The following is a 19955-nucleotide window of genomic DNA, read 5'->3' as shown; positions in this document are numbered from 1 at the left end:
CAGGAGAATCAAGATGGATGTGATCAACTCGACCGTACACCAACCGTTGTTCCCACAATCCGGCACCCGCTTAGCCGGTGTCGCACTGGCCGATCTCACTCAGTTCCGACAACCAGCATCTGCGCTGCGCTGGGCCTCGACTGCTCCGGTTCAATCCTGGACCGAGAATCTATTGATCGAATCAGCCCGACCGCTGCTGAATTTGATGGTGAATATCCGGCAACATTACCGACCCGAGCAAGACAGCAGACTGTATCGACAAGTGGCCGACGAGATTCAGCAGTTGGAAGCACACCTCAACGCCCAAGGTATCGAGCCCCAAACCTGGGTCGACTGCCGCTACGCCTTGTGCTGCTCGCTCGATGAAGCCGTGATGAGTCAGCCCTGGGGCCATCAGGGCATCTGGGCCGGTTACTCGCTGCTGACCCGGTTTCATAATGAAAGTTGGGGCGGTGAGCGCTTCTTCATCCGCCTGTCAGAATTGAGGACGGCTCCTGAACGCCACCGCGATGTGCTGCAGTTTTTCCTGATATGCCTGGATCTGGGTTACGAAGGCCGTTACCGGGTTTTGCCACAGGGGGAAGTAGCACTACGACAGTTACGTCAACGTCTGCATCAGCAACTCTACCCGACCCCGTCGGCAAGTAGCGATTTGCACTGGATCTCGCCCTCACAACCCAAGCCGCATCATGCAGAAGCACCGCTCTCTCTGCTGCTCTATGCCCTGGCCATAGTGCTGATCCTGATGTTGGTTTTTCTTTGTTATCACCAGAGCTTGCAGCAGCAAAGTCAGCAGATCGTGCAATTATTGATGGCAAGCCTCGCCGCCGGGAGTCCGTTATGAGCCAGAGCATGACCAGGTCGATGTCCCGGCCTATGCCACCACATGAGCAGGTCGTAGCGGAGCAGTTGCTGATGGCAATCCGGCGTCATTACCAGCCGGATGACATCTTGTTTGGTCAGCCACACGCAGAAGGCCAACGCATCGAGTGGCAGTTGGCGTCGGCCTGCGGATTACAACCCCCGTCAGGGATGCAGCACGGTTGTAATCTCTGGTTGCACCATCTGCAACAGAGTGGCACTCAGGGTTGGGCTCGCCTAAATAGCAGCCCGCTGGCCCGGATCCACCAGCATTGTTCCGCACTCTCGCCCATTATCGCCGACGGCGGCGTTCTGCTGTGTGCCCTGGGAAATTCAAGTCACTGCTGGGGCCTACTGGCGCTGTTTGGTACGGCAACGCGGATCAGGGATTGGCAGCAAGACGCCTCACTGCAACAGCGGCTTCGCTCAAGTCAGCAACAGTACCAACAAAGGATGACTGCCGCCGCCAGTCCTACCACCGCTATAAACAACGAATACAGCTTGCCGCCGCAGCGGACCTCCGAGATGAAGTCCTCTCTCGCCAGGAGCCCAGGGGTTAAGGCCCTGGAAGTTAAAAAACAGGGGAAACAGACCCTGCCGACCTGCTTGCTGGAACAACGATTGCTTGGCCAATCACCGCACACCCAACTGCTCCGTCAGCAGGTACAGCAAGCCAGTCAGCATACATTATCGGTTTTGCTGCTGGGCGAAACGGGTACCGGCAAGGATGTGGTCGCCCGGTTGTTGCACGACCTATCGCCACGCAAGCACGCGCCCTTCATCGCCATCAACTGCGCCGCCATTCCGGAGAATCTCATCGAAAGCGAGCTCTTCGGTTTTCAAAAAGGCGCCTTTTCTGGAGCATCGGCACCACAAGCCGGCCTGCTGGCTCAAGCTCACGGCGGAACCCTGTTTCTGGATGAAATAGGTGATATGCCACTGACCATGCAAGCCAAACTGCTGCGCGTTCTGGAGAGTCGCCGCTATCGCCCCTTGGGATGTTCACAGGAACAACCGAGCGAATTCCGGCTGATCGCCGCCACCCACCAACCACTGGATCAGCAGCTCACCGAGCGACGCTTCAGGGTCGATCTCTACCATCGGTTGTGCCAGTGTCAAATCCAGCTGACTCCGTTACGGGAGCGTCCAGATGACTTGCAGCCTTTGAGCCTGCACTTCATCCGGCAATTTTCACAACAGCATCAACGTCTGTTACCTGGGCTGGCACCGGAACTGCTCTCCCTGCTGGGCAGCTATGGTTTTCCAGGCAACATTCGCGAGCTCAAGAATCTCTTGGAGGTTGCCTGTGCCCACACCGAGGATGGCGCTGTCGTGCAGTGGCACAACCTGCCCCCGAGTTGGCAACAGCGCCTGCAAACCAGCCAGGAACATGGCGATAGCTACCAGCATATCCGCGATCTGCGACTGGCCCTACGCCGTTTCGAGGCCGACGTCATCCGCGCCCGTCTCGATTTCTATCAGGGGAATCGAGGATTGGCCGCAGCCAGTCTGGGTTTGCCCAAGCGCACTCTGGACCATAAATGCCAAAAGCTGGAGCTGCGATGAAACGGCTCCTCTTCATTGGCTATGTCTGCCTCTGGCCCGGGAGCATCACCTCGGCATCTGAACTCGCCGCAGGGCAACAGCACGCCATCACGACTTGCTACCGGTTGCTATCACCCTTGGTACGGCTGGCTTGTTACGATCAGCAGGTTCGAGATCTAACACCTGAATTGCTCGAACATAGCCCACACCTCGTATCGGGTGACCCCAAGGTTGCATCTCCGGCCTCCCCGCTGACGACATCGGCGTTCGAGCTGGATATTCAGCCCGACGCGCTCTCGCTGCAGCAACGCATCCCGGGAGCGCGTCTGATGATCCGTTGCCAGCAGCGGATCACTCATCTGTCCGTGCATCTGGAACAGCCGTTACCTGTCACCGCCAGCGCCCCCGTACTGTTGCTGGACGGTCAACCATACCCAGTCCACTGGTTTTTGCGTCAGCAACGGCAAGTACTGGAATCGGGCCGCGGCCTTCCGGCCATCGCCCAGCTCAAGAGCTGGTTAGGTGCCGAGCAGGTACAGTTCAAGCTCGACGCCACACCGCACCTGCAATTCGACCTGCACGATTTGTCGACGGCCATAGCGCCATTGCGACGGGAGTGTCACTGGTGATCGACCAACATTTACTCTCGACGACCCCTCCGGCTCCGGATGCAATCGGAAGTGAAGCAGAACTGCATCCCTGGTGTCAGCGCCTGCTTGCCCCTCTGGCGGAACATTCTGATCTGGTCTCATCGGCACTCGGAACGCCGTTTACGACGGAGGGTTTTCTGGCTGATGCGCGTTGGGAATACATTGAAACCGCCATGCTCAAACTAGGCAGTCTGCAGCATGAACAGGTGGATATCCCCCAGGTTTGCGAATTCGCGCTGCAACTGCTGGAGCAGCGCAGCAAGGATCTTCGGCTGGTCACTCAATTGCTACGCGCTCTGCTGCAGACCGCCGATGCCGCCGATCTGACGCTCGCTGTACAGTTATTGCAACTCTGGTTGCAACACTATGCTGCGCCATCCACCAGCGCTAGCGGACATAGACAGCAGCGACTGTTGCACCAGAACCTGCAGCGTTTGCAAACAGCCTGCTTACGACTGGAGCCACTCCCTGCGCAACAACGACAGCAACTAGAACTCCAAGCTCATCAGCTCGAAAACCATTGTCTCGCCAATGACAACTGCTTGCTTGCCACCGCCAGTCAGCAGCTGCGTCAAGCCATACAACAGCTACCGGAGCAGGATCCAGACGCCGTAATCAACACCACTCACCCGACAGCCACAGTACTGGCCGTCGCTCCAGAGGAGGTCACACCCCGCCCAACCCCTGAGGCGCAAGTTTCGCTTGCTGCCATCAACCTTGAGGCGATGGCCGCATTCACAACGGCCGATCCTCCATCATCCCGGGCGCGACGCCAGGCGCTGCTGGAGTTGGCCAAGCAACTGATCCAGCACGATATGGCACACCCGATTGGGTACCGGCTACGACGCTATGCCCTCTGGAGCGGGATCGAGACCTTACCCAGCCACTCGGCACAGCAACGCACCCAGCTGGCAGCTCCCGATGCAGACCGTCGACATGACTACCGACAAGGTCTGGCGACACCAACTATCGAGCTATGGCAACAGATTGAACAGAGCCTGACGCTATCGCCATTCTGGCTGGAAGGACACTGGCTATCGGCGCATGCAGCCCAGAGCCTGGGTTATCCAACCATTGCCCACGCCATAGCTCAGGAACTGCGTCAGTTGCTGCAACGACTACCCGGACTCGAACATCTGGCCTTCGTCGATGGTACGCCCCTACTCAGCGCGGAAGGAGTTCAGTGGCTGCATCACAGCAGCCCTATCACCTCGGCACCGAGCGAGGGCAATTCATTACCTGCCGATATGGCCAGCATCGAGCAGGCGCTGCAACACAGCTCCTCACCCGAGCAACAGTTCCAGCTGTTACTCGGGATGGCGCACCATCTGGAACAGCAACAACAAACTGCCATCGCCGCTCACTATTACCGGTTGCTGCAGCAGCATGCCCGGCAGTTGAGCCTGGCGGAATGGAATCCACAACTCATGGTGCAGCTGGCCGCACACTGCCGCCGCTGCCCCATTCCAGAATCCCACGCTTAGGACTCCGCCATGGTGACACTCTCTGCCCTGACATCCCGTTTCCGTCGCACCTTCCGCGCACCCCTCTGGCGCTGGCTTGTCGGTGGATGGGCAAGCAGCCTGATCCTGCTCTGGCTCTGGAAACCGCTCACCCGGACCCACATCAGTTGGCTCGATACCTGGCAGTGGACCCAACTCTGGCTTTGGCTGCTGCTCGCCGGTATGGCGCTATTTTTCTATTGGCGTCGACAACGGCTACCACCGCAATCCGGATCCTCATCAGCCGAATCCCCGACAACGGATCTCGGCTGGCTCACGGCGCTCGGTCGACAGCCGGAGCAGCAACAAAGACCCTGGTACTTGCTCCTCAACCCCACAGCCCTGAATAGCGAGGCGTGGCTGCAACAACTCGATGCGGACTCAGCACACTCGCCCCCTTGGGGTAACATGCGCTTTCATAAAGTTGATTCTGGGTCGGCACAGTTGCAAGCCTGGCTGGGCACCGAAGCAACTCTGCTCGAACCTCGAATTCAAGATTGGGCACAGGGCGAGGTATCGGACGAAGCCGTCTGGGCGCAACTCTATGCAGCACTGCGTCAATGTCGTCCCCGAGCGCCACTGCATGGCATACTGCTATTACTGGATCCTGCTTGGCTACTCAGTCCAGAGCAACACGCCAGCAGAGAGACCCGACGGCTCATTGTTCGTCTGCAGGAAATTGCCGAGCAGTTGCAGATCCATCCCCGGCTTTACTGCTACACCACTGGACTGGAGGCGCTGGAGGGATTCACGCTCTGGTCTAACGCCCTCCCCCCCGATAGCCAACAGCAACCGCTCGGCGTGCAATTCAGTCAGCACAGCCATCACTGGCAGGATGAACTTCAGGGGTTTTGGCAGCACTGGCGGGAGCAGTTGGCTCATGCCTTACCGTCATTGCTGCTCAGCCACGACCAACCACACCGGCGAGCGAGCCTGTTCCGTCTGCCGCAGCAATTAACAGAGCTGCAGCTTGCTAGCAGCCGCTGGTTGCAGCAGTTACTCCACTCTCAGCCACAGATACAGCTGCGAGGATTTTTCCTGGGCAGTCATGGTGAGCCGTCGCCCGCACCGGAGCTGTTTGCACAGAGTCACAACGGGATCCCGATGCTGATTCATGCCACCAACGACCATTACCAACTACAGAGCGCAAGCGGCGTACCCGTGCCTCATGACAAGTCGAAGCCAAGTTTTATTGCCCGGTACTGGCAGTCTGTCGTACTGCCAGAATCGACCTTGTGCCCACCAGCCCTAAGTTATGCCCGCCATCAGCGCATGCAACGGCGCGTCCTGCTAGGCGTGATGCTCCTCGGATCTTTGGCCCTGCTCGGCGGTTGGCACTATTTCTACCAGGTCAACCAGCTTCGATTGCAGCAATGGCTAACCCGCCTGACGCCCACTCAGCCCCTAGGGTTATCGACTCATCCGACGCCGAATAGCGATCTAGCTCGCCAGGTGTTGATCCTGGATAACCTGCTGGATGTCCAACTAGGGCAAGCCGTACCGCCTTCGACACCGCTCCTGGATCGCGTCAAAGAGATGGGGCTTTACCAGGGAGGAGTACTACAGCAAGGGATGCAGAATCGTTATCTGGCCCAGCTGGAACATCAGCTATTGCCCCGTCTGATGCGCATCCTGGTTCAGCAAATGGACGCCTCCGCCGGTCAGGAGAAACTACCATGGCTGACCCTGATTCGGTTGCTGGATGCCCCCCCACGCAACCGACCAGAGTGGCTAGACCGCTACCTGCAACACCAGATGACTGCTCTGTTCGATACGGGGCATGCAGCTTACGGGATACTGGATAACCAGGGACAGCAGCGACTCCAGCGCCATGTGCAAATGGCGTTGCAATACACTCGTTGGGCTCACAAACGAGCCACTGGAGACCAATTGGCGCGAACCGATTACGCACCTTTTTCGCAGGCGATCCATCAGGCACAAAGCGAGTTACAAACCGTTCCCGCCTATCAGCGCCTATACCAACAATTAACGACGATGGCGGCAGCGGAGCTGCCGGAGCCGGTAGATCTACGCCGATTAATCTGGCCAAATGCAGGCTCGGAACATGAGGTTGCCAATGCACTGAGTACCGATATGATGAGCTCCGATGCGTCGAGTGCCAACGCACACTATCGCGAGGGAGCAGGACTCCTGCTACCAGTGGTTAGCACTCAGGATGTAGCGCTGCAACTACCCCGGCTATTTACCATCCAGGGCTGGCACTATGCGATGAGCCAAAAATCCAGGTTACTGCAGCAGGCGGCACTGGAGCTGTGGGTTTTGGGCCAAGATGATCGGACTCGAGGCCCCTTAACTCCCCTGGATCCCGGTTATCAACAGCAGTTATGGCAGCAGCTTGGGGAAGCTTACCAGCTCGACGCTGAAGCCCGTTGGCGTCTCGCGCTGGACAGTGTGGTGATGCCCGCCGCCGACACCAAAGAGCAAGTGCTGCAGCAATTGGCGCTCTTTACTCACCCAGAACAACCGCTGTCACAGTTGCTGCAGCGTTTGACCCAGTCGATGGCATACCCGGTGCCACTTCAGCCAGTGACATCCAACGCCACCCCAACCACGCCGCCAGAGTCGGAGACTTCACCAGACCATCTTCCACTGCCGCCAACAGTTCCCGTATGGCAATCCTTGCTCGCATTCGGCCAGCCCCAGGAGCAGCGCCCTTCTCGACTGGCCGAGCTGGAACAGGACCTGCGCAATCTGGAGCGCTATTTACAGCCCCTGCTAAATGCCGATGATCAGGGAACAAGCGCATTAGCCGCCCTGCAAACTGAGACTGCACCATCAGTATTGACACAGTTTCAACAACAAGCGGCCAGTCTACCCGCACCGTTCGACCACTGGTTCACGACTTGGGCACAGCAAGCCGAACACCTGTTGCATCAGGAGGCGCTACAGGCTCTGGAGCAGCAATGGCAATCCCAGGTGCTCAGCGAATATGAACAACGGCTCGCCAACCGTTATCCGTTCGCCACCAACGATATCGCAGATGTCTCCCTGGCGGATATGGAGCATTTCTTTGCGCCACAAGGCACCTTCGATCGTTTCTATCAGCAACAACTAGCCCCCTGGCTAATGCGCACGGGCTATGCCCCCTGGCCGGGCCATCAGCAACCGACGGCAACGAAAACCGCAGAGCCCACGGATCCCTATACCGAGCTGTTGGCATCCGTCACCCAGGTCGAACAAATTCGACGCCTGCTGTTCAACCCAGAAGGCAAATTGGAAATGAACTTCTGGCTGCAACCCTTGCACCTATCGGCCAATAAACGGCGCAGTATCCTGGATCTGGAAGGGCAACTACTCGATTACAACCATGATGCCGGGCTGCGAACCCACCTCATCTGGCCAAATGATCCCGAGGGAACGGGTGTCAGCAAGCTGACGCTGATCCCGACCGAGCGGCAACGCTCACCGCGCAGCATCAGCGCACAAGGACCCTGGGCCTTGTTTCGTTTGTTGGAGCAAGCGCTAGAGGCGTCACCTTCCGACGCTGGCGGGAGCACGGGCACCGGAATGGACGAGATGGTGATAACCGGCTCCGACGCCGGAAACAGCAGCAGTCGAGAACTAACCTTCACCGTGGATGGTGGGCAAATGCGCTATCGGCTGAGCACTGAGGCCGCACCTCTGGAGATGACGCTCTTTCGTCACTTCCGGCTACCGAAAACCCTGAGCGCGCAGCCGTGAGGCATAATGTTGCCAGATGAGCGATTCAAAGATCGCATCAAAACAGCCAGATATCAGCAACGACCCTTCTTGGCTTGCCCGGGAGGACAAAAGGTGCCATTACCCGAGTGACCATCATCCACGCTGATGCGGGTATCCCCCACTTCGATATCTGCACGCCGGACGCGGACCGGATCCTGAGCAGAACAACCACTGATCAGCAACATCAGCACCATGAGCCATGGATACATAGAACCTCCCCAAACAACAAGGCGACTCCAAAAGGAGTCGCCTTGAGTATAACGCAACCGCCGATCAGCGAACGGAGGTATCGGCTTAACGCTTTTTCGCCTTGGCGTTTGGCAGGTCGGTGATAGAACCTTCGAACACTTCGGCAGCCAGACCGACCGACTCATGCAAGGTCGGGTGGGCATGGATGGTCAGCGCGATATCTTCGGCATCGGCCCCCATTTCGATGGCCAGACCGATTTCACCCAGCAACTCACCGCCATTGGTGCCGACAATAGCGCCACCGATCACCCGGCCGGAGGACTTGTCGAAAATCAGCTTGGTCATACCGTCGGCACAATCCGAGGCGATGGCGCGCCCGGAAGCCGCCCACGGGAACACCGAGGTTTCGTAGTTGATGCCTTGTTGCTTGGCTTCTTTCTCGGTCAGCCCCACCCACGCAATTTCTGGCTCGGTATAGGCGATGGAAGGGATCACCTTAGGATCGAAGTAATGCTTCTTGCCGGCGATGACTTCGGCCGCCACATGCCCTTCATGCACGCCTTTGTGTGCCAGCATCGGCTGACCGACGATATCGCCGATCGCGAAGATGTGCGCCACATTGGTCCGCAGTTGCTTGTCGACCTCGATGAAACCCCGTTCGGTGACGGCAACACCGGCCTTCTCAGCATCCAGCATCTTGCCGTTCGGCACCCGACCAACCGCGACCAGCACGCTGTCATAGCGAACGGGTTCCGCCGGCGCATGCTTACCTTCAAAGGAGACATACAGACCATCAGCCCGGGCTTCAACGGCCGTCACCTTGGTTTCCAGCATCAAGTTGAACTTGCCCTCAACCCGTTTGGTGTAAACCTTGACTACATCCTTATCGGCAGCCGGAACCAGTTGATCGGCAAACTCGACCACGTCGATCTCGGCACCCAGTGCTGAATAGACGGTACCCATTTCCAGACCGATGATACCGCCGCCCAGAACCAGCAACTTTCCAGGAACGGTTTTGAGCTCCAACGCATCGGTCGAATCCCAAACGCGTGGATCATCATGGGGAATAAACGGCAGCTTCACCGGACGGGAACCGGCGGCGATGATGGCGTTGTCGAAGTTGACCACCGTCTTGCTGCCGTCATTGGCAGTCACTTCCAAGCTATGGGAAGCCGTAAACTTGGCGACGCCATTGACGACCTGCACCTTGCGCTGTTTGGCCATACCGGCCAGACCACCCGTCAGCTTGCCAACGACCTTTTCCTTCCACAGACGGATCTTGTCGATATCAGTATGTGGCTCACCGAAGACGATACCGTGGGCCGCCAGGGCCTTGGCTTCTTCAATCACCTTGGCCACATGCAACAGGGCCTTGGAGGGGATACAACCAACGTTCAGACAGACACCACCCAGGGTGCTGTAACGTTCGATCAATACGGTGTCGAGCCCCAGGTCGGCACAGCGAAAGGCTGCGGAATAACCGGCAGGGCCTGCGCCCACCACCACCACCTGAGTTTTAATTTGATTGCTCATCATGACCTCTTTTCACATGGGTTGCCGAGCTGAACGCTTGTTCTACCCGGCAAGCATACAGTCAGTTTGCTTGGTACGCGAAGCAAAGGGGCAGGCTCATGCCTGCCCGGTCACAGTTACAGCACCAGACGGCGAATGTCCGCCAGTGCCCCACTCAGTGTGGTGATGAAGCGGGCGCCATCGGCACCATCAATCACCCGGTGGTCATAGGAGAGCGCCAGCGGCAGTGTCAGACGCGGCTCGAACTCCTTGCCATTCCACTTCGGTTTGAAGTCGGACTTGGAGACCCCGAGGATCGCCACTTCCGGTGCATTGACGATCGGCGTGAAGCTGGTACCGCCGATGCCACCCAGGCTGGAGATGGTGAAGCAACCGCCCTGCATGTCGGAAGCGGTCAGCTTTCCGTTACGCGCCTTCTTGGAGATCTCGGCCAGGTCTTGCGACAGCTCGTAGATCCCCTTCTTGTTGACGTCGCGCACCACAGGAACCACCAGACCGTTTGGCGTATCAACCGCCACACCGATATGGATGTACTTCTTCATGATGAGCTTGCTGCCATCTTCCGACAGGGAGCTGCAGAAGCGCGGATGGGCTTCCAGTGCCTTGGCCGCGGCCTTCAGGATGAACACCAGCGGTGTGATCTTGAAGCCCAGTTGCTGCTTGTCGGCGATGACGTTCTGTTCCTTGCGGAAGGCTTCCAGATCGGTGATATCGGTCTCGTCGAACTGGGTCACATGGGGGATCATCACCCAGTTGCGATGCAGGTTCGGACCGGAAATCTTCTGGATCCGGGTCAGTTCTATCTCTTCGACAGCACCGAACTTGGCAAAGTCGACCTTCGGCCATGGCAGTACGCCCAGACCCGAGCCGGAGGCAGCACCGACAGCCGGAGCCGATTCGGCACGCTTGATGGCATCCTTGACGTAGGACTGCACATCTTCCTTCTGGATCCGGCCCTTACGGCCTGAACCCTTGACCTTGGCCAGGTTGACGCCAAATTCCCGCGCCAGACGACGCACCGCCGGGGAAGCGTGCACATAGGCATCATTGGCGACAAAGTCACCCTTCTCTTCGGCCTTGGCGGCAACCACAGGCGCTGGCGCTGCAGTAGCGACAGGGGCCGAGGCCGGGGTCGCAGCAACCGGAGCAGCAGCCACGACAGGCGCTGCACCTGCAACTTCGAAGGTCATGATGAGGGAGCCAGTGGCGACCTTATCACCAATGGCGACTTGGATAGCCTTCACAGTACCGGCAAACGGAGCTGGAACTTCCATGGAGGCCTTATCGCCTTCCACGGTCAGCAGGGATTGGTCGGCCGTGACCACATCGCCCACCTTGACCAGAATTTCGGTGACAGCGACTTCATCGCCACCGATATCCGGAACCTTGACCGCCTGCTCGGCGCTGACCACAGTTGCAGAAGCTGGCGCTGACGCGGCTGCAGGGGCAGCTACGGCGGCGGTCGCGGCACCAGCAACTTCGAATACCATGATGAGAGAGCCGGTAGCGACCTTATCACCGGTCGTAACCTGGATGGATTTCACCGTGCCAGCAAACGGCGCCGGTACCTCCATCGAGGCCTTGTCACCTTCCACAGTCAGCAGGGATTGGTCCGCCGAAACCACATCGCCAACCTTGACCAGAATTTCGGTCACCGCGACTTCATCACCACCGATATCCGGAACATGCACATCCTGCAGCGCGGCCACAGTCGGAGTCGCAACAGCCGGAGTCGCAACAGCCGGAGCTGCGGCGGCAGCCACCGGAGCTGGAGCGGAAGCAGCCGCAGCGGCCGCTTCGAATTCCATGATCAAGGTGCCGGTATTCACCTTGTCACCCACCGCAATCTTGATGGCTTTGACCACCCCCGCCTGCGGGGATGGAACTTCCATGGAGGCCTTGTCGCCTTCCACGGTCAGCAGGGATTGTTCCGCATCCACGGTATCCCCGACCTTGACCAGGATCTCGGTTACCGCGACCTCGTCACCGCCGATATCCGGCACATAAATTTCGATAGACATTCCCATCCCCTTACGCGTACAGCGGGTTGATCTTGTCGGCATCGATGCCGAACTTGGCTATGGCTTGTGCCACCAGCGCGACATCGATCCGGCCCAGCTTGGCCAGTTCGGTCAGAGCCGCGACCACGATATAGCCTTCGTTCACTTCAAAGTGACGACGCAGGTTCTCACGGCTATCGGAACGACCGAAACCGTCGGTCCCCAGCACGCGGTAGCTTTCGGCCGGCACAAAGGCCCGGACCTGATCGCCATACACCTTCATGTAGTCGGTCGCCGCAATCGCCGGAGCCTTGCCCAGCACCTGGGCGATGTACGGCACGCGAGGCTCGCTCTGCGGGTGCAACATGTTCCAGCGATCGGCGTCCTGACCATCACGGGCCAGTTCGTTGAAGCTGGTGACGCTGAACACATCGGAGCCGATACCGTACTCTTCGCTCAGGATCACGGCGGCACGACGTGCGTAGTTGAGGATGGAACCACAACCCAGCAGCTGGACGCTCAGCTCTTGGCCCGCAGTCTTGCTCTTGTCACCAGCCACGGTTTCCAGCTTGTAGATACCCTTGCGAATACCCTCTTCGGCACCGGCAGGCATCGCCGGGTGAACGTAGTTTTCGTTCAGGGTGGTGATGTAGTAGTAGATGTTTTCCGGTTGGTCGCCATACATGCGACGCAGACCATCCTGAATGATGACCGCAACTTCATAGGCAAATGACGGATCGTAGCTGATGCAGTTTGGAATGGTGCCCGCCAGGATGTGGCTATGGCCATCTTCGTGTTGCAGACCTTCACCGTTCAACGTGGTACGACCGGAGGTCGCGCCCAGCAGGAAACCGCGCGCTTGTTGGTCACCAGCCGCCCAGCACATATCGCCGACCCGTTGGAAACCGAACATCGAATAGTAGATGTAGAACGGAATCATCGGGCAGTCGTTGGTGCTGTAGGAGGTCGCAGCAGCCAACCAGGAGGACATAGCGCCCAGTTCGTTGATACCGTCTTGCAGGATCTGGCCCTTCTTGTCTTCCTTGTAGTAGGAGACGATGTCGCGGTCTTGCGGGGTATATTGCTGACCGTGCGGGCTGTAGATACCAATCTGGCGGAACAGGCCTTCCATACCGAAGGTACGGGCCTCATCAGCCAGGATCGGTACGATACGTTGACCGACTGACTTGTCCTTGAGCAGCACGTTCAGGGAACGCACAAACGCCATGGTGGTAGAAATTTCGCGGTTCTGTTCACCCAGCAGCGCATCAAAGGCTGACAATTCAGGGATATCCAGTTTGACCGTGGTTTGCGGCAGACGGCTTGGCAGATACCCCTTCAGAGCCTTGCGGCGCTCATGCAGGTAGTTCCACTCGGCAGAGCCCTGTTCAAATGACAGGTATGGCAGCTCTTCGAGTTGCTCATCGGCCACCGGCACCTGGAAGCGATCGCGCAGATGACGCACGGAGTCCAGCTCCATCTTCTTCACCTGGTGAGCGATATTCTTGCCTTCGGCCGCTTCGCCCATGCCATAACCCTTGATGGTCTTGGCCAGAATAACTACGGGCTTGCCCTTGGTCTCGTTGGCTTTTTTGAAGGCCGCGTAGACTTTACGCGGATCATGGCCACCACGGTTCAGACTGAAGATCTGCTCATCAGTCCAGTCAGCAACCAGGGCTGCAGTTTCCGGATACTTACCGAAGAAGTGTTCGCGAACATAGGCACCATTCTTCGACTTGAAGGTCTGGTAATCGCCATCCACGGTTTCATTCATCAGTTGCAACAGCTTGCCGGAGGTATCCTTCTGCAACAGCTCATCCCACTTGCTGCCCCAGATCACCTTGATCACTTCCCAGCCTGCGCCGCGGAACAGACCTTCCAACTCGTGAATGACCTTGCCGTTACCAACCACAGGACCATCCAGACGCTGCAGGTTGCAGTTGATCACGAAGATCAGGTTGTCCAGCTTCTCGCGGACGGCAACGGTAATGGCGCCCTTGGATTCCGGCTCATCCATTTCCCCGTCACCGAGGAAGGCATACACCTTCTGCTCGGAGCAATCTTTCAGACCCCGATCGGTCAGATACTTGAGGAAGCGCGCCTGGTAGATGGAACCAATAGGACCCAAACCCATGGAAACAGTCGGGAACTGCCAGAAGGTTGGCATCAGCTTCGGATGCGGATAGGAGGAGAGCCCCTGGCCATCCACTTCCTGACGGAAGCTATCCAGCTGGGTTTCGGTCAGACGACCTTCCACAAACGCACGAGCATAGACACCCGGCGAGATGTGGCCCTGGAAGTAAACCAGATCGCCGCCATCCTTCTCGTTGCGGGCACGGAAGAAGTGGTTGAAGGCAACTTCATACACGGTGGCAGAAGAGGCGAAGGAGGACATGTGCCCACCCAAATCCAACCCCTTCTTCGACGCCCGCAACACGATCATGACCGCATTCCAGCGGATAATAGCGCGGATACGGCGTTCCAGCTCCTTGTCGCCCGGATAGGCCGGCTCATCGCTGGTAGCAATGGTGTTGATGTAGTCGGTGAGGATGCTGCCACCCTTGCCGGCCGCGGCCAGATCGACACCGGCCTTGCGGGCCTGCTCGGCCAACTGGTCGATGATGAAGCGAGCGCGCTCCGGACCTTCTTCACGCAGCAGTGACTCAAGGGCTTGAAGCCACTCGCGGGTCTCTACCGGATCCACATCGTTTCTGAGGAGTTCAGACATGGCTGTTTCCTATCTCGTTAACGGCAATAGCTGTTTTGAATGACGATATGGGCACACTCGTGGTCAGCTCGGGCGCATGCGGACCTGGCGAGTTTGCCGCTGGGTTCGCAAATCTTCCCGCTGAATATCCAGCAAGGTGTCCTCGATAAAGGCGAGATGCTCATGACAGGCATCCCGCGCCTGTTCCGGTTGCCCGGCCAAGATCGCCGCAATCAGGTCAGACCTATGACGGCGGATCCGGTTAACCACGCCCGGGCGCTGGTTCAACACTTCGATGTTGCGCAAGATATTGCGCTCCAGCAAGGTGCGTAACGCTCGGACCAGATGGAGCAATACGGCGTTATGGGAAGCCTCCATCATCACCAGATAAAAATCTGTGACCGCTTCGGCTTCACCGGCCAAGTCCGCTTGCTGCTGGGCTGCTTCGATATTGGCTTGCGCGACGCGGATACGTTCGAAGTCCACTTCGGTACCACGCAACGCCGCATAATAGGCGGCAACCCCTTCCAGCACATGGCGAAACTCTAGCAGATCAAATTGCGACTCCGGGTTGTTCAGCAACAAGTCGAACAACGGGTCGGTCAGACCACGATTCAACTCCTGCTGTACATAGGTGCCGCCCCCTTGCCGCCGATAGAGCAATCCCCGGGCCTCCAGGCGCTGGATGGCCTCACGCAACGACGGACGGGATACTTGAAACTGCACCGCGAGCTCACGCTCCGGCAGCAGTTTTTGTCCGGGTTGCAGGCTGCCATCCACTATCATCTGCTCGAGTTCAGCGACGATAGCATCTGCCAGTTTGGGGGCTTGGTTCTTGCGAATGGGCATTATGGGCTGCTAATTGGTATTACCAATACATCTATATGCAACGAAAATTAGCAACTTCATTAACAAATGTCCATACAAAAAATGATCTCGGTCAACGGAATCACCCAGTTGAAGGAGTGGAGATGATTCTGATGGTCAGACCAAGAGAGTGAAGTTGCAGGTATCGCACGACAGAAAATGGCAGAGCGAGGTGTAAATCGTCGTCAGAGTGGATGTATCAAACCGAGGTCAATAGTTGGCGATAGAGATCCCAGTCAAAACCCGGGCCCGGGTCCGTCTTGCGGCCCGGCGCTATATCGCTGTGGCCGACGATCCGTTCCGGCGTCAGATCGGGGTAATGCTGTAACAATACACGGGTCACCGCCACCAGAGTCTCGTATTGTGCAGGGGTATAGCCGCTGTCGTCGGTGCCTTCGAGCTCGATACCGATGGAAAAATCATTGCAGGCCGAACGCCCTGCATAACTGGAAACACCAGCATGCCAGGCGCGGGCAGAAAACGGCACATACTGCACCAGTTCACCATCCCGACGGATCAGGCAGTGAGCCGAGACCTGTAAACCGGCGATCGTGGCAAAATAGGGATGAGCATGGGCATCCAGTCGTCCCATAAACAGATCGTCAATCCAGGAACCTCCGAACTCGCCCGGCGGCAAGCTGATGCCGTGAATGACCAGCAGCGACACCTCACCCGCAGGCCGTGGATTCTGATGCGGAGAACAGAGGTGTCGAGCCGGAACCAGCCAACCATCCTCGATCACCATCTTCTGTAGCGTCATGTTATTCCTCAATGAACGACAAACCCCAGAGCCAATCACCTGCCTGCCGAGGCTGGGAGGGTGCCAGGCTTCATGCTATCCTTGCCCCCATTCGATTGCCAAGCGCCAGAGCCGTTTTGCCTTCTTGCTCCGGCCACTTGATACAGGACTCATCATGTTGCAACAGGATATTCAACGCGCTGTACGTCACGCACTGGAAGAGGATCTGGGCGGCATTCTGGACGCCGGAGCCGACATCACAGCTCAGCTGATCCCCGCAGACAAACAAAATAGTGCCACCGTGATCACCCGGGAGCCGGGCGTTTTCTGCGGCGTCGCCTGGGTCAATGAGGTATTTGCCCAACTCGGCGGCGAGGTACAGGTGGAGTGGTTGGTCAAGGACGGCGAAACCGTTGCGCCGAATCAGACACTGTTCCGGCTCCATGGCCCGGCGCGTATCCTGCTCACCGGTGAGCGCACCGCTCTGAACTTCGTACAGAGTCTATCCGGTGTGGCCACCCTGGTTGCCCGCTATATGCAGGAATTGGCCGGTACCCGCTGCAAACTGCTGGATACTCGCAAGACAGTACCGGGTCTGCGTACGGCGCTGAAATATGCGGTCACCTGCGGCGGTGGCACCAACCATCGTATGGGACTCCATGATGCTTATCTGATCAAGGAGAACCATATTCTGGCCTGTGGCGGTATCGCCGAAGCCGTGCAGACGGCACGACAGTTGAATCCTGGCAAACGGGTCGAGGTCGAGGTCGAGGATCTCGAGGAACTGCAACAAGCGCTGGCCGCGCAGGCGGATATCATCATGCTGGATAATTTCGAAGTGCCCATGATGGAGCAAGCGGTAGCGATTAATCAGGGCCGCGCCAAGCTTGAGGTCTCCGGCAACGTCAACCTGCAAACCATTCGCCGCTTCGCGCAAACCGGTGTGGATTTTATCTCGGTTGGCGCCCTGACCAAGCATGTTCATGCCCTGGATCTCTCGATGCGCTTTGCCGCGGAATAACACCTAAGCTCACCTCCCTCCCCCGGAAAAATGGTGGAGGGATAACAGCAGGTCTGATGAATGTAACCGTTTCATTTTTATTGTTTTTCCTATCAGATAAATCCTACAGTTTTTAGGCTTGACAACCTTTTCTTTTCTCGTGAAAGCCCACGGCTACTGCTATTTTCGATTTTTTGCGCTTTACTCTTTGTGATGCCTCACAGTTTTGGCTTATCAGCCATACCATGGCGCGGTAAGGGATATACCCAAGCACGCAAATGGAGCTATTATCGGCGCTGTGGTGGCATGACCGCCTCTTACCTCAGGAACTACAAACGTAAGGAAACCTGAAATGAAAAAGCAAACTGGTTTTACCCTGATTGAATTGATGATCGTTGTGGCCATCGTCGCCATCCTGGCTGCAATTGCGCTGCCTGCATACCAAACTTATACACTGCGCGCTCGATTTTCCGAACCTGTTGCGGCAGCGGGTCCAGCCAAAACAGCTTTAGAAGTTTGTGTTCAAAGTGCAGATACAGCGGGTGCAGATATTGATCTGACAGGCACAAACGCCAATTGTATCGATGCCGCCGCTGCCGCATTGGCTGCAGGCATTGCGAATGCGACCGCAACCCGAGTAGATAACGCTGTTGCCAATACTAATGTGGTTGCCACTAATGCTACGACAGCAACAATCACAATAACTGGTGGTACTGATTTTGACGCGGGCACCACTTTTGTAATGGTTGGGACTGTCCAACCTAACAAACAGATTACTTGGACTCGTGATACAGGTACCTGCACCGAAAGAAGTCTCTGCTGAAACTAGTCGAGGGAATAGGCTCATAGTTCAGACGAATTATGAGCCTATGTTTTGTTAACATCAGGAAGGCGTTAATGACAGCATCTCCCAATAGTGGCTTAGCCTTAAGCTTGGTTTCTTCGGCACTATTAAGCGATGAAGAGTCCCGCAAATATAGCGCCGAAGCCAAGCAACAACGCAAACCCCTAGTCACTTTTCTGGTGGAGAATAAAATTCTTGCCAGCGCGGCTTTAGCCGAGTTTTGCGAGCAGGAGTATGGGATACCTCTGTTGGATCTGGACGCCTTCGATCTGGGCGAGATCCCGCAGAAATATCTCAATAGCAAGCTCATCGACAAACACCACGCCCTGCCCATCTATACCCAGGGGCATACCCTGTATGTCGCCATGTCGGACCCCACCAATGTCTCGGCACTGGAGGATTTCGGTTTCAGCTTTGGCCTGCATACCGAAGCGCTGCTGGTCGATGAGTTGAAACTGCAAAAAGCCATCCAGAAGCTGACCGAAGGCGTCAGCGAGGCGCTGGGGGTGGATAATCTCAGCGACAGCGATATGGATAGCTTGGAAGTCGCCGAGGAGAGTAGTCAGCTCGACAACAAATCCAATGATGATGGCGATGATGATGCTCCTATTGTTAAATATATTAACAAGGTGCTACTGGATGCCATCAAGCGCGGCGCCTCGGACTTGCACTTCGAGCCCTACGAGACCAAGTACCGCATTCGTTTTCGAATCGATGGCATCTTGCACGAAATCGCCAGCCCACCAGTGAATCTGGCCAGTCGCTTCTCGGCACGCCTCAAAGTCATGTCACGACTGGATATCGCCGAACGCCGTCTGCCGCAAGATGGCCGCATCAAGCTGAAAATTTCCAAAAACAAGGCCATGGATTTACGTGTGAATTCCCTACCCACCATGTGGGGGGAGAAGATAGTACTGCGGATCCTAGACTCCTCGGCCGCCCGCTTGAATATCGACCAGCTCGGCTATGAACCGCAGCAAAAAGAAACCTACCTCAAGGCGCTGGCCAAACCCCAAGGCATGATACTGGTCACGGGGCCCACCGGCTCGGGGAAAACAGTCTCCCTCTATACAGGCCTCAATATCCTCAACACTTCAGAGCGCAATATCTCCACCGCCGAAGATCCGGTGGAAATCAACTTGATGGGCATCAACCAGGTGCAGGTCAACCCCAAGGCGGGACTCACCTTTGCCAGCGCCCTACGCGCCTTCTTGCGCCAGGATCCAGACGTGGTCATGGTCGGGGAAATCCGCGATCTGGAAACCGCCGAGATCGCCATCAAGGCGGCGCAAACCGGTCACCTAGTGCTCTCTACCCTGCATACCAACTCGGCAGCCGAGACCCTGACCCGGATGATGAATATGGGGGTCCCAGCCTTTAATATCGCCTCTTCGGTGACCCTGATCATGGCTCAGCGTTTGGCTCGTCGTTTATGTGACCATTGCAAGGTGCCAGAGATCATTCCTGCTCATGAGTTATTGGCTCTGGGCTACTCCCAGCAACAACTGGATGCCGGGTTGCAGCTGTACAAACCCGTGGGTTGTCCGGAGTGTTCCGGTGGTTACAAAGGCCGTGTCGGTATCTACGAGATGATGTCCATGTCCGAGGCAATCGCCAATCTGATTATGGAAGGGGGCAACTCCTTGCAGATCGCCACTCTGGCACAACAAGAGGGAATGCGCACCCTGCGTCAATCTGGGCTGGATAAGGCGCGGCTCGGCATCACTAGCCTAGCGGAAATCAATCGGGTGACCAGCGGCTAAGTTCCGCAGACCAAGTTCGCCCGCTGATCTAC

Annotated in this window: 14 protein-coding genes; 8 read left to right on the top strand and 6 right to left on the bottom strand. The window is 57.2% G+C overall.

Going from position 1 to position 19955, the window contains the following annotated elements:
* The first annotated feature begins 13 nt into the window (after positions 1-13).
* The 5 genes from icmH to ACZYUB_RS02055 are packed head-to-tail and all read left to right on the top strand — an operon-like array spanning position 14 to position 8260.
* Positions 14-844 carry a type IVB secretion system protein IcmH/DotU gene (icmH, locus tag ACZYUB_RS02075; RefSeq protein WP_463945144.1) on the top strand — a complete coding sequence of 277 codons (831 nt, stop codon included), beginning with the start codon at positions 14-16 and terminating at the stop codon, positions 842-844.
* Positions 841-2427 (top strand): sigma-54 interaction domain-containing protein, encoded by a 1587-nt coding sequence (locus tag ACZYUB_RS02070; protein WP_463945143.1) that lies wholly within the window; start codon positions 841-843, stop codon positions 2425-2427. The genes icmH and ACZYUB_RS02070 overlap by 4 nt, the downstream gene beginning before the upstream one ends.
* Positions 2424-3035: a type VI secretion system-associated protein TagO gene (locus tag ACZYUB_RS02065; protein ID WP_463945141.1), complete on the top strand. Its 612-nt coding sequence runs from the start codon at positions 2424-2426 to the stop codon at positions 3033-3035. The genes ACZYUB_RS02070 and ACZYUB_RS02065 overlap by 4 nt, the downstream gene beginning before the upstream one ends.
* Complete coding sequence (gene tssA / locus ACZYUB_RS02060) at positions 3032-4540, top strand: type VI secretion system protein TssA (RefSeq protein ID WP_463945139.1); 1509 nt, start codon at positions 3032-3034, stop codon at positions 4538-4540. Before ACZYUB_RS02065 ends, tssA begins: the two co-directional genes overlap by 4 nt.
* 9 nt (positions 4541-4549) lie before the next feature.
* Positions 4550-8260: a type VI secretion protein IcmF/TssM N-terminal domain-containing protein gene (locus tag ACZYUB_RS02055; protein ID WP_463945137.1), complete on the top strand. Its 3711-nt coding sequence runs from the start codon at positions 4550-4552 to the stop codon at positions 8258-8260.
* A gap of 53 nt (positions 8261-8313) precedes the next feature.
* Here ACZYUB_RS02055 and ACZYUB_RS02050 read toward each other — a convergent pair whose 3' ends face one another.
* The 6 genes from ACZYUB_RS02050 to ampD all read right to left on the bottom strand — a co-directional run bounded on the left by ACZYUB_RS02050 (position 8314) and on the right by ampD (position 16337).
* A complete protein-coding gene (locus ACZYUB_RS02050; protein ID WP_463945136.1) occupies positions 8314-8490 on the bottom strand; it encodes a hypothetical protein in 177 nt (58 codons plus the stop codon).
* Positions 8491-8575: 85 nt separating this feature from the next.
* Positions 8576-10003 carry a dihydrolipoyl dehydrogenase gene (gene lpdA, locus ACZYUB_RS02045; RefSeq protein WP_463945134.1) on the bottom strand — a complete coding sequence of 476 codons (1428 nt, stop codon included), beginning with the start codon at positions 10001-10003 and terminating at the stop codon, positions 8576-8578.
* A gap of 116 nt (positions 10004-10119) precedes the next feature.
* Positions 10120-12024, bottom strand: a complete 1905-nt coding sequence (gene aceF / locus ACZYUB_RS02040; protein WP_463945132.1) for a pyruvate dehydrogenase complex dihydrolipoyllysine-residue acetyltransferase — start codon at positions 12022-12024, stop codon at positions 10120-10122.
* 10 nt (positions 12025-12034) lie between these two features.
* The gene (gene aceE, locus ACZYUB_RS02035) at positions 12035-14731 is read right to left on the bottom strand and encodes a pyruvate dehydrogenase (acetyl-transferring), homodimeric type (protein ID WP_463945130.1); all 2697 of its coding nucleotides are present in this window, start codon (positions 14729-14731) and stop codon (positions 12035-12037) included.
* Between the two features lie 63 nt (positions 14732-14794).
* Positions 14795-15559 (bottom strand): pyruvate dehydrogenase complex transcriptional repressor PdhR, encoded by a 765-nt coding sequence (pdhR, locus tag ACZYUB_RS02030; protein WP_463945128.1) that lies wholly within the window; start codon positions 15557-15559, stop codon positions 14795-14797.
* 217 nt (positions 15560-15776) lie between these two features.
* Complete coding sequence (ampD, locus tag ACZYUB_RS02025) at positions 15777-16337, bottom strand: 1,6-anhydro-N-acetylmuramyl-L-alanine amidase AmpD (RefSeq protein WP_463945126.1); 561 nt, start codon at positions 16335-16337, stop codon at positions 15777-15779.
* Between the two features lie 154 nt (positions 16338-16491).
* Here ampD and nadC point away from each other — a divergent pair, with 154 nt between their 5' ends.
* The 3 genes from nadC to pilB all read left to right on the top strand — a co-directional run bounded on the left by nadC (position 16492) and on the right by pilB (position 19923).
* Positions 16492-17337: a carboxylating nicotinate-nucleotide diphosphorylase gene (nadC, locus tag ACZYUB_RS02020; protein ID WP_463945124.1), complete on the top strand. Its 846-nt coding sequence runs from the start codon at positions 16492-16494 to the stop codon at positions 17335-17337.
* Between the two features lie 331 nt (positions 17338-17668).
* Positions 17669-18139, top strand: coding sequence for a type IVa pilus major pilin TapA (gene tapA / locus ACZYUB_RS02015; RefSeq protein ID WP_463945123.1), 471 nt, complete (start codon positions 17669-17671; stop codon positions 18137-18139).
* A 74-nt stretch (positions 18140-18213) separates the two neighbouring features.
* On the top strand, positions 18214-19923 hold the full coding sequence (pilB, locus tag ACZYUB_RS02010; protein WP_463945121.1) for a type IV-A pilus assembly ATPase PilB: 1710 nt from the start codon (positions 18214-18216) through the stop codon (positions 19921-19923).
* Positions 19924-19955: the final 32 nt, after the last annotated feature.

This window comes from Pseudaeromonas sp. HNCC25DJ182 (assembly GCF_055413365.1).
Note: the sequence above shows the minus strand (reverse complement) of the source record. Positions and strands in the feature narration are given on the sequence as shown.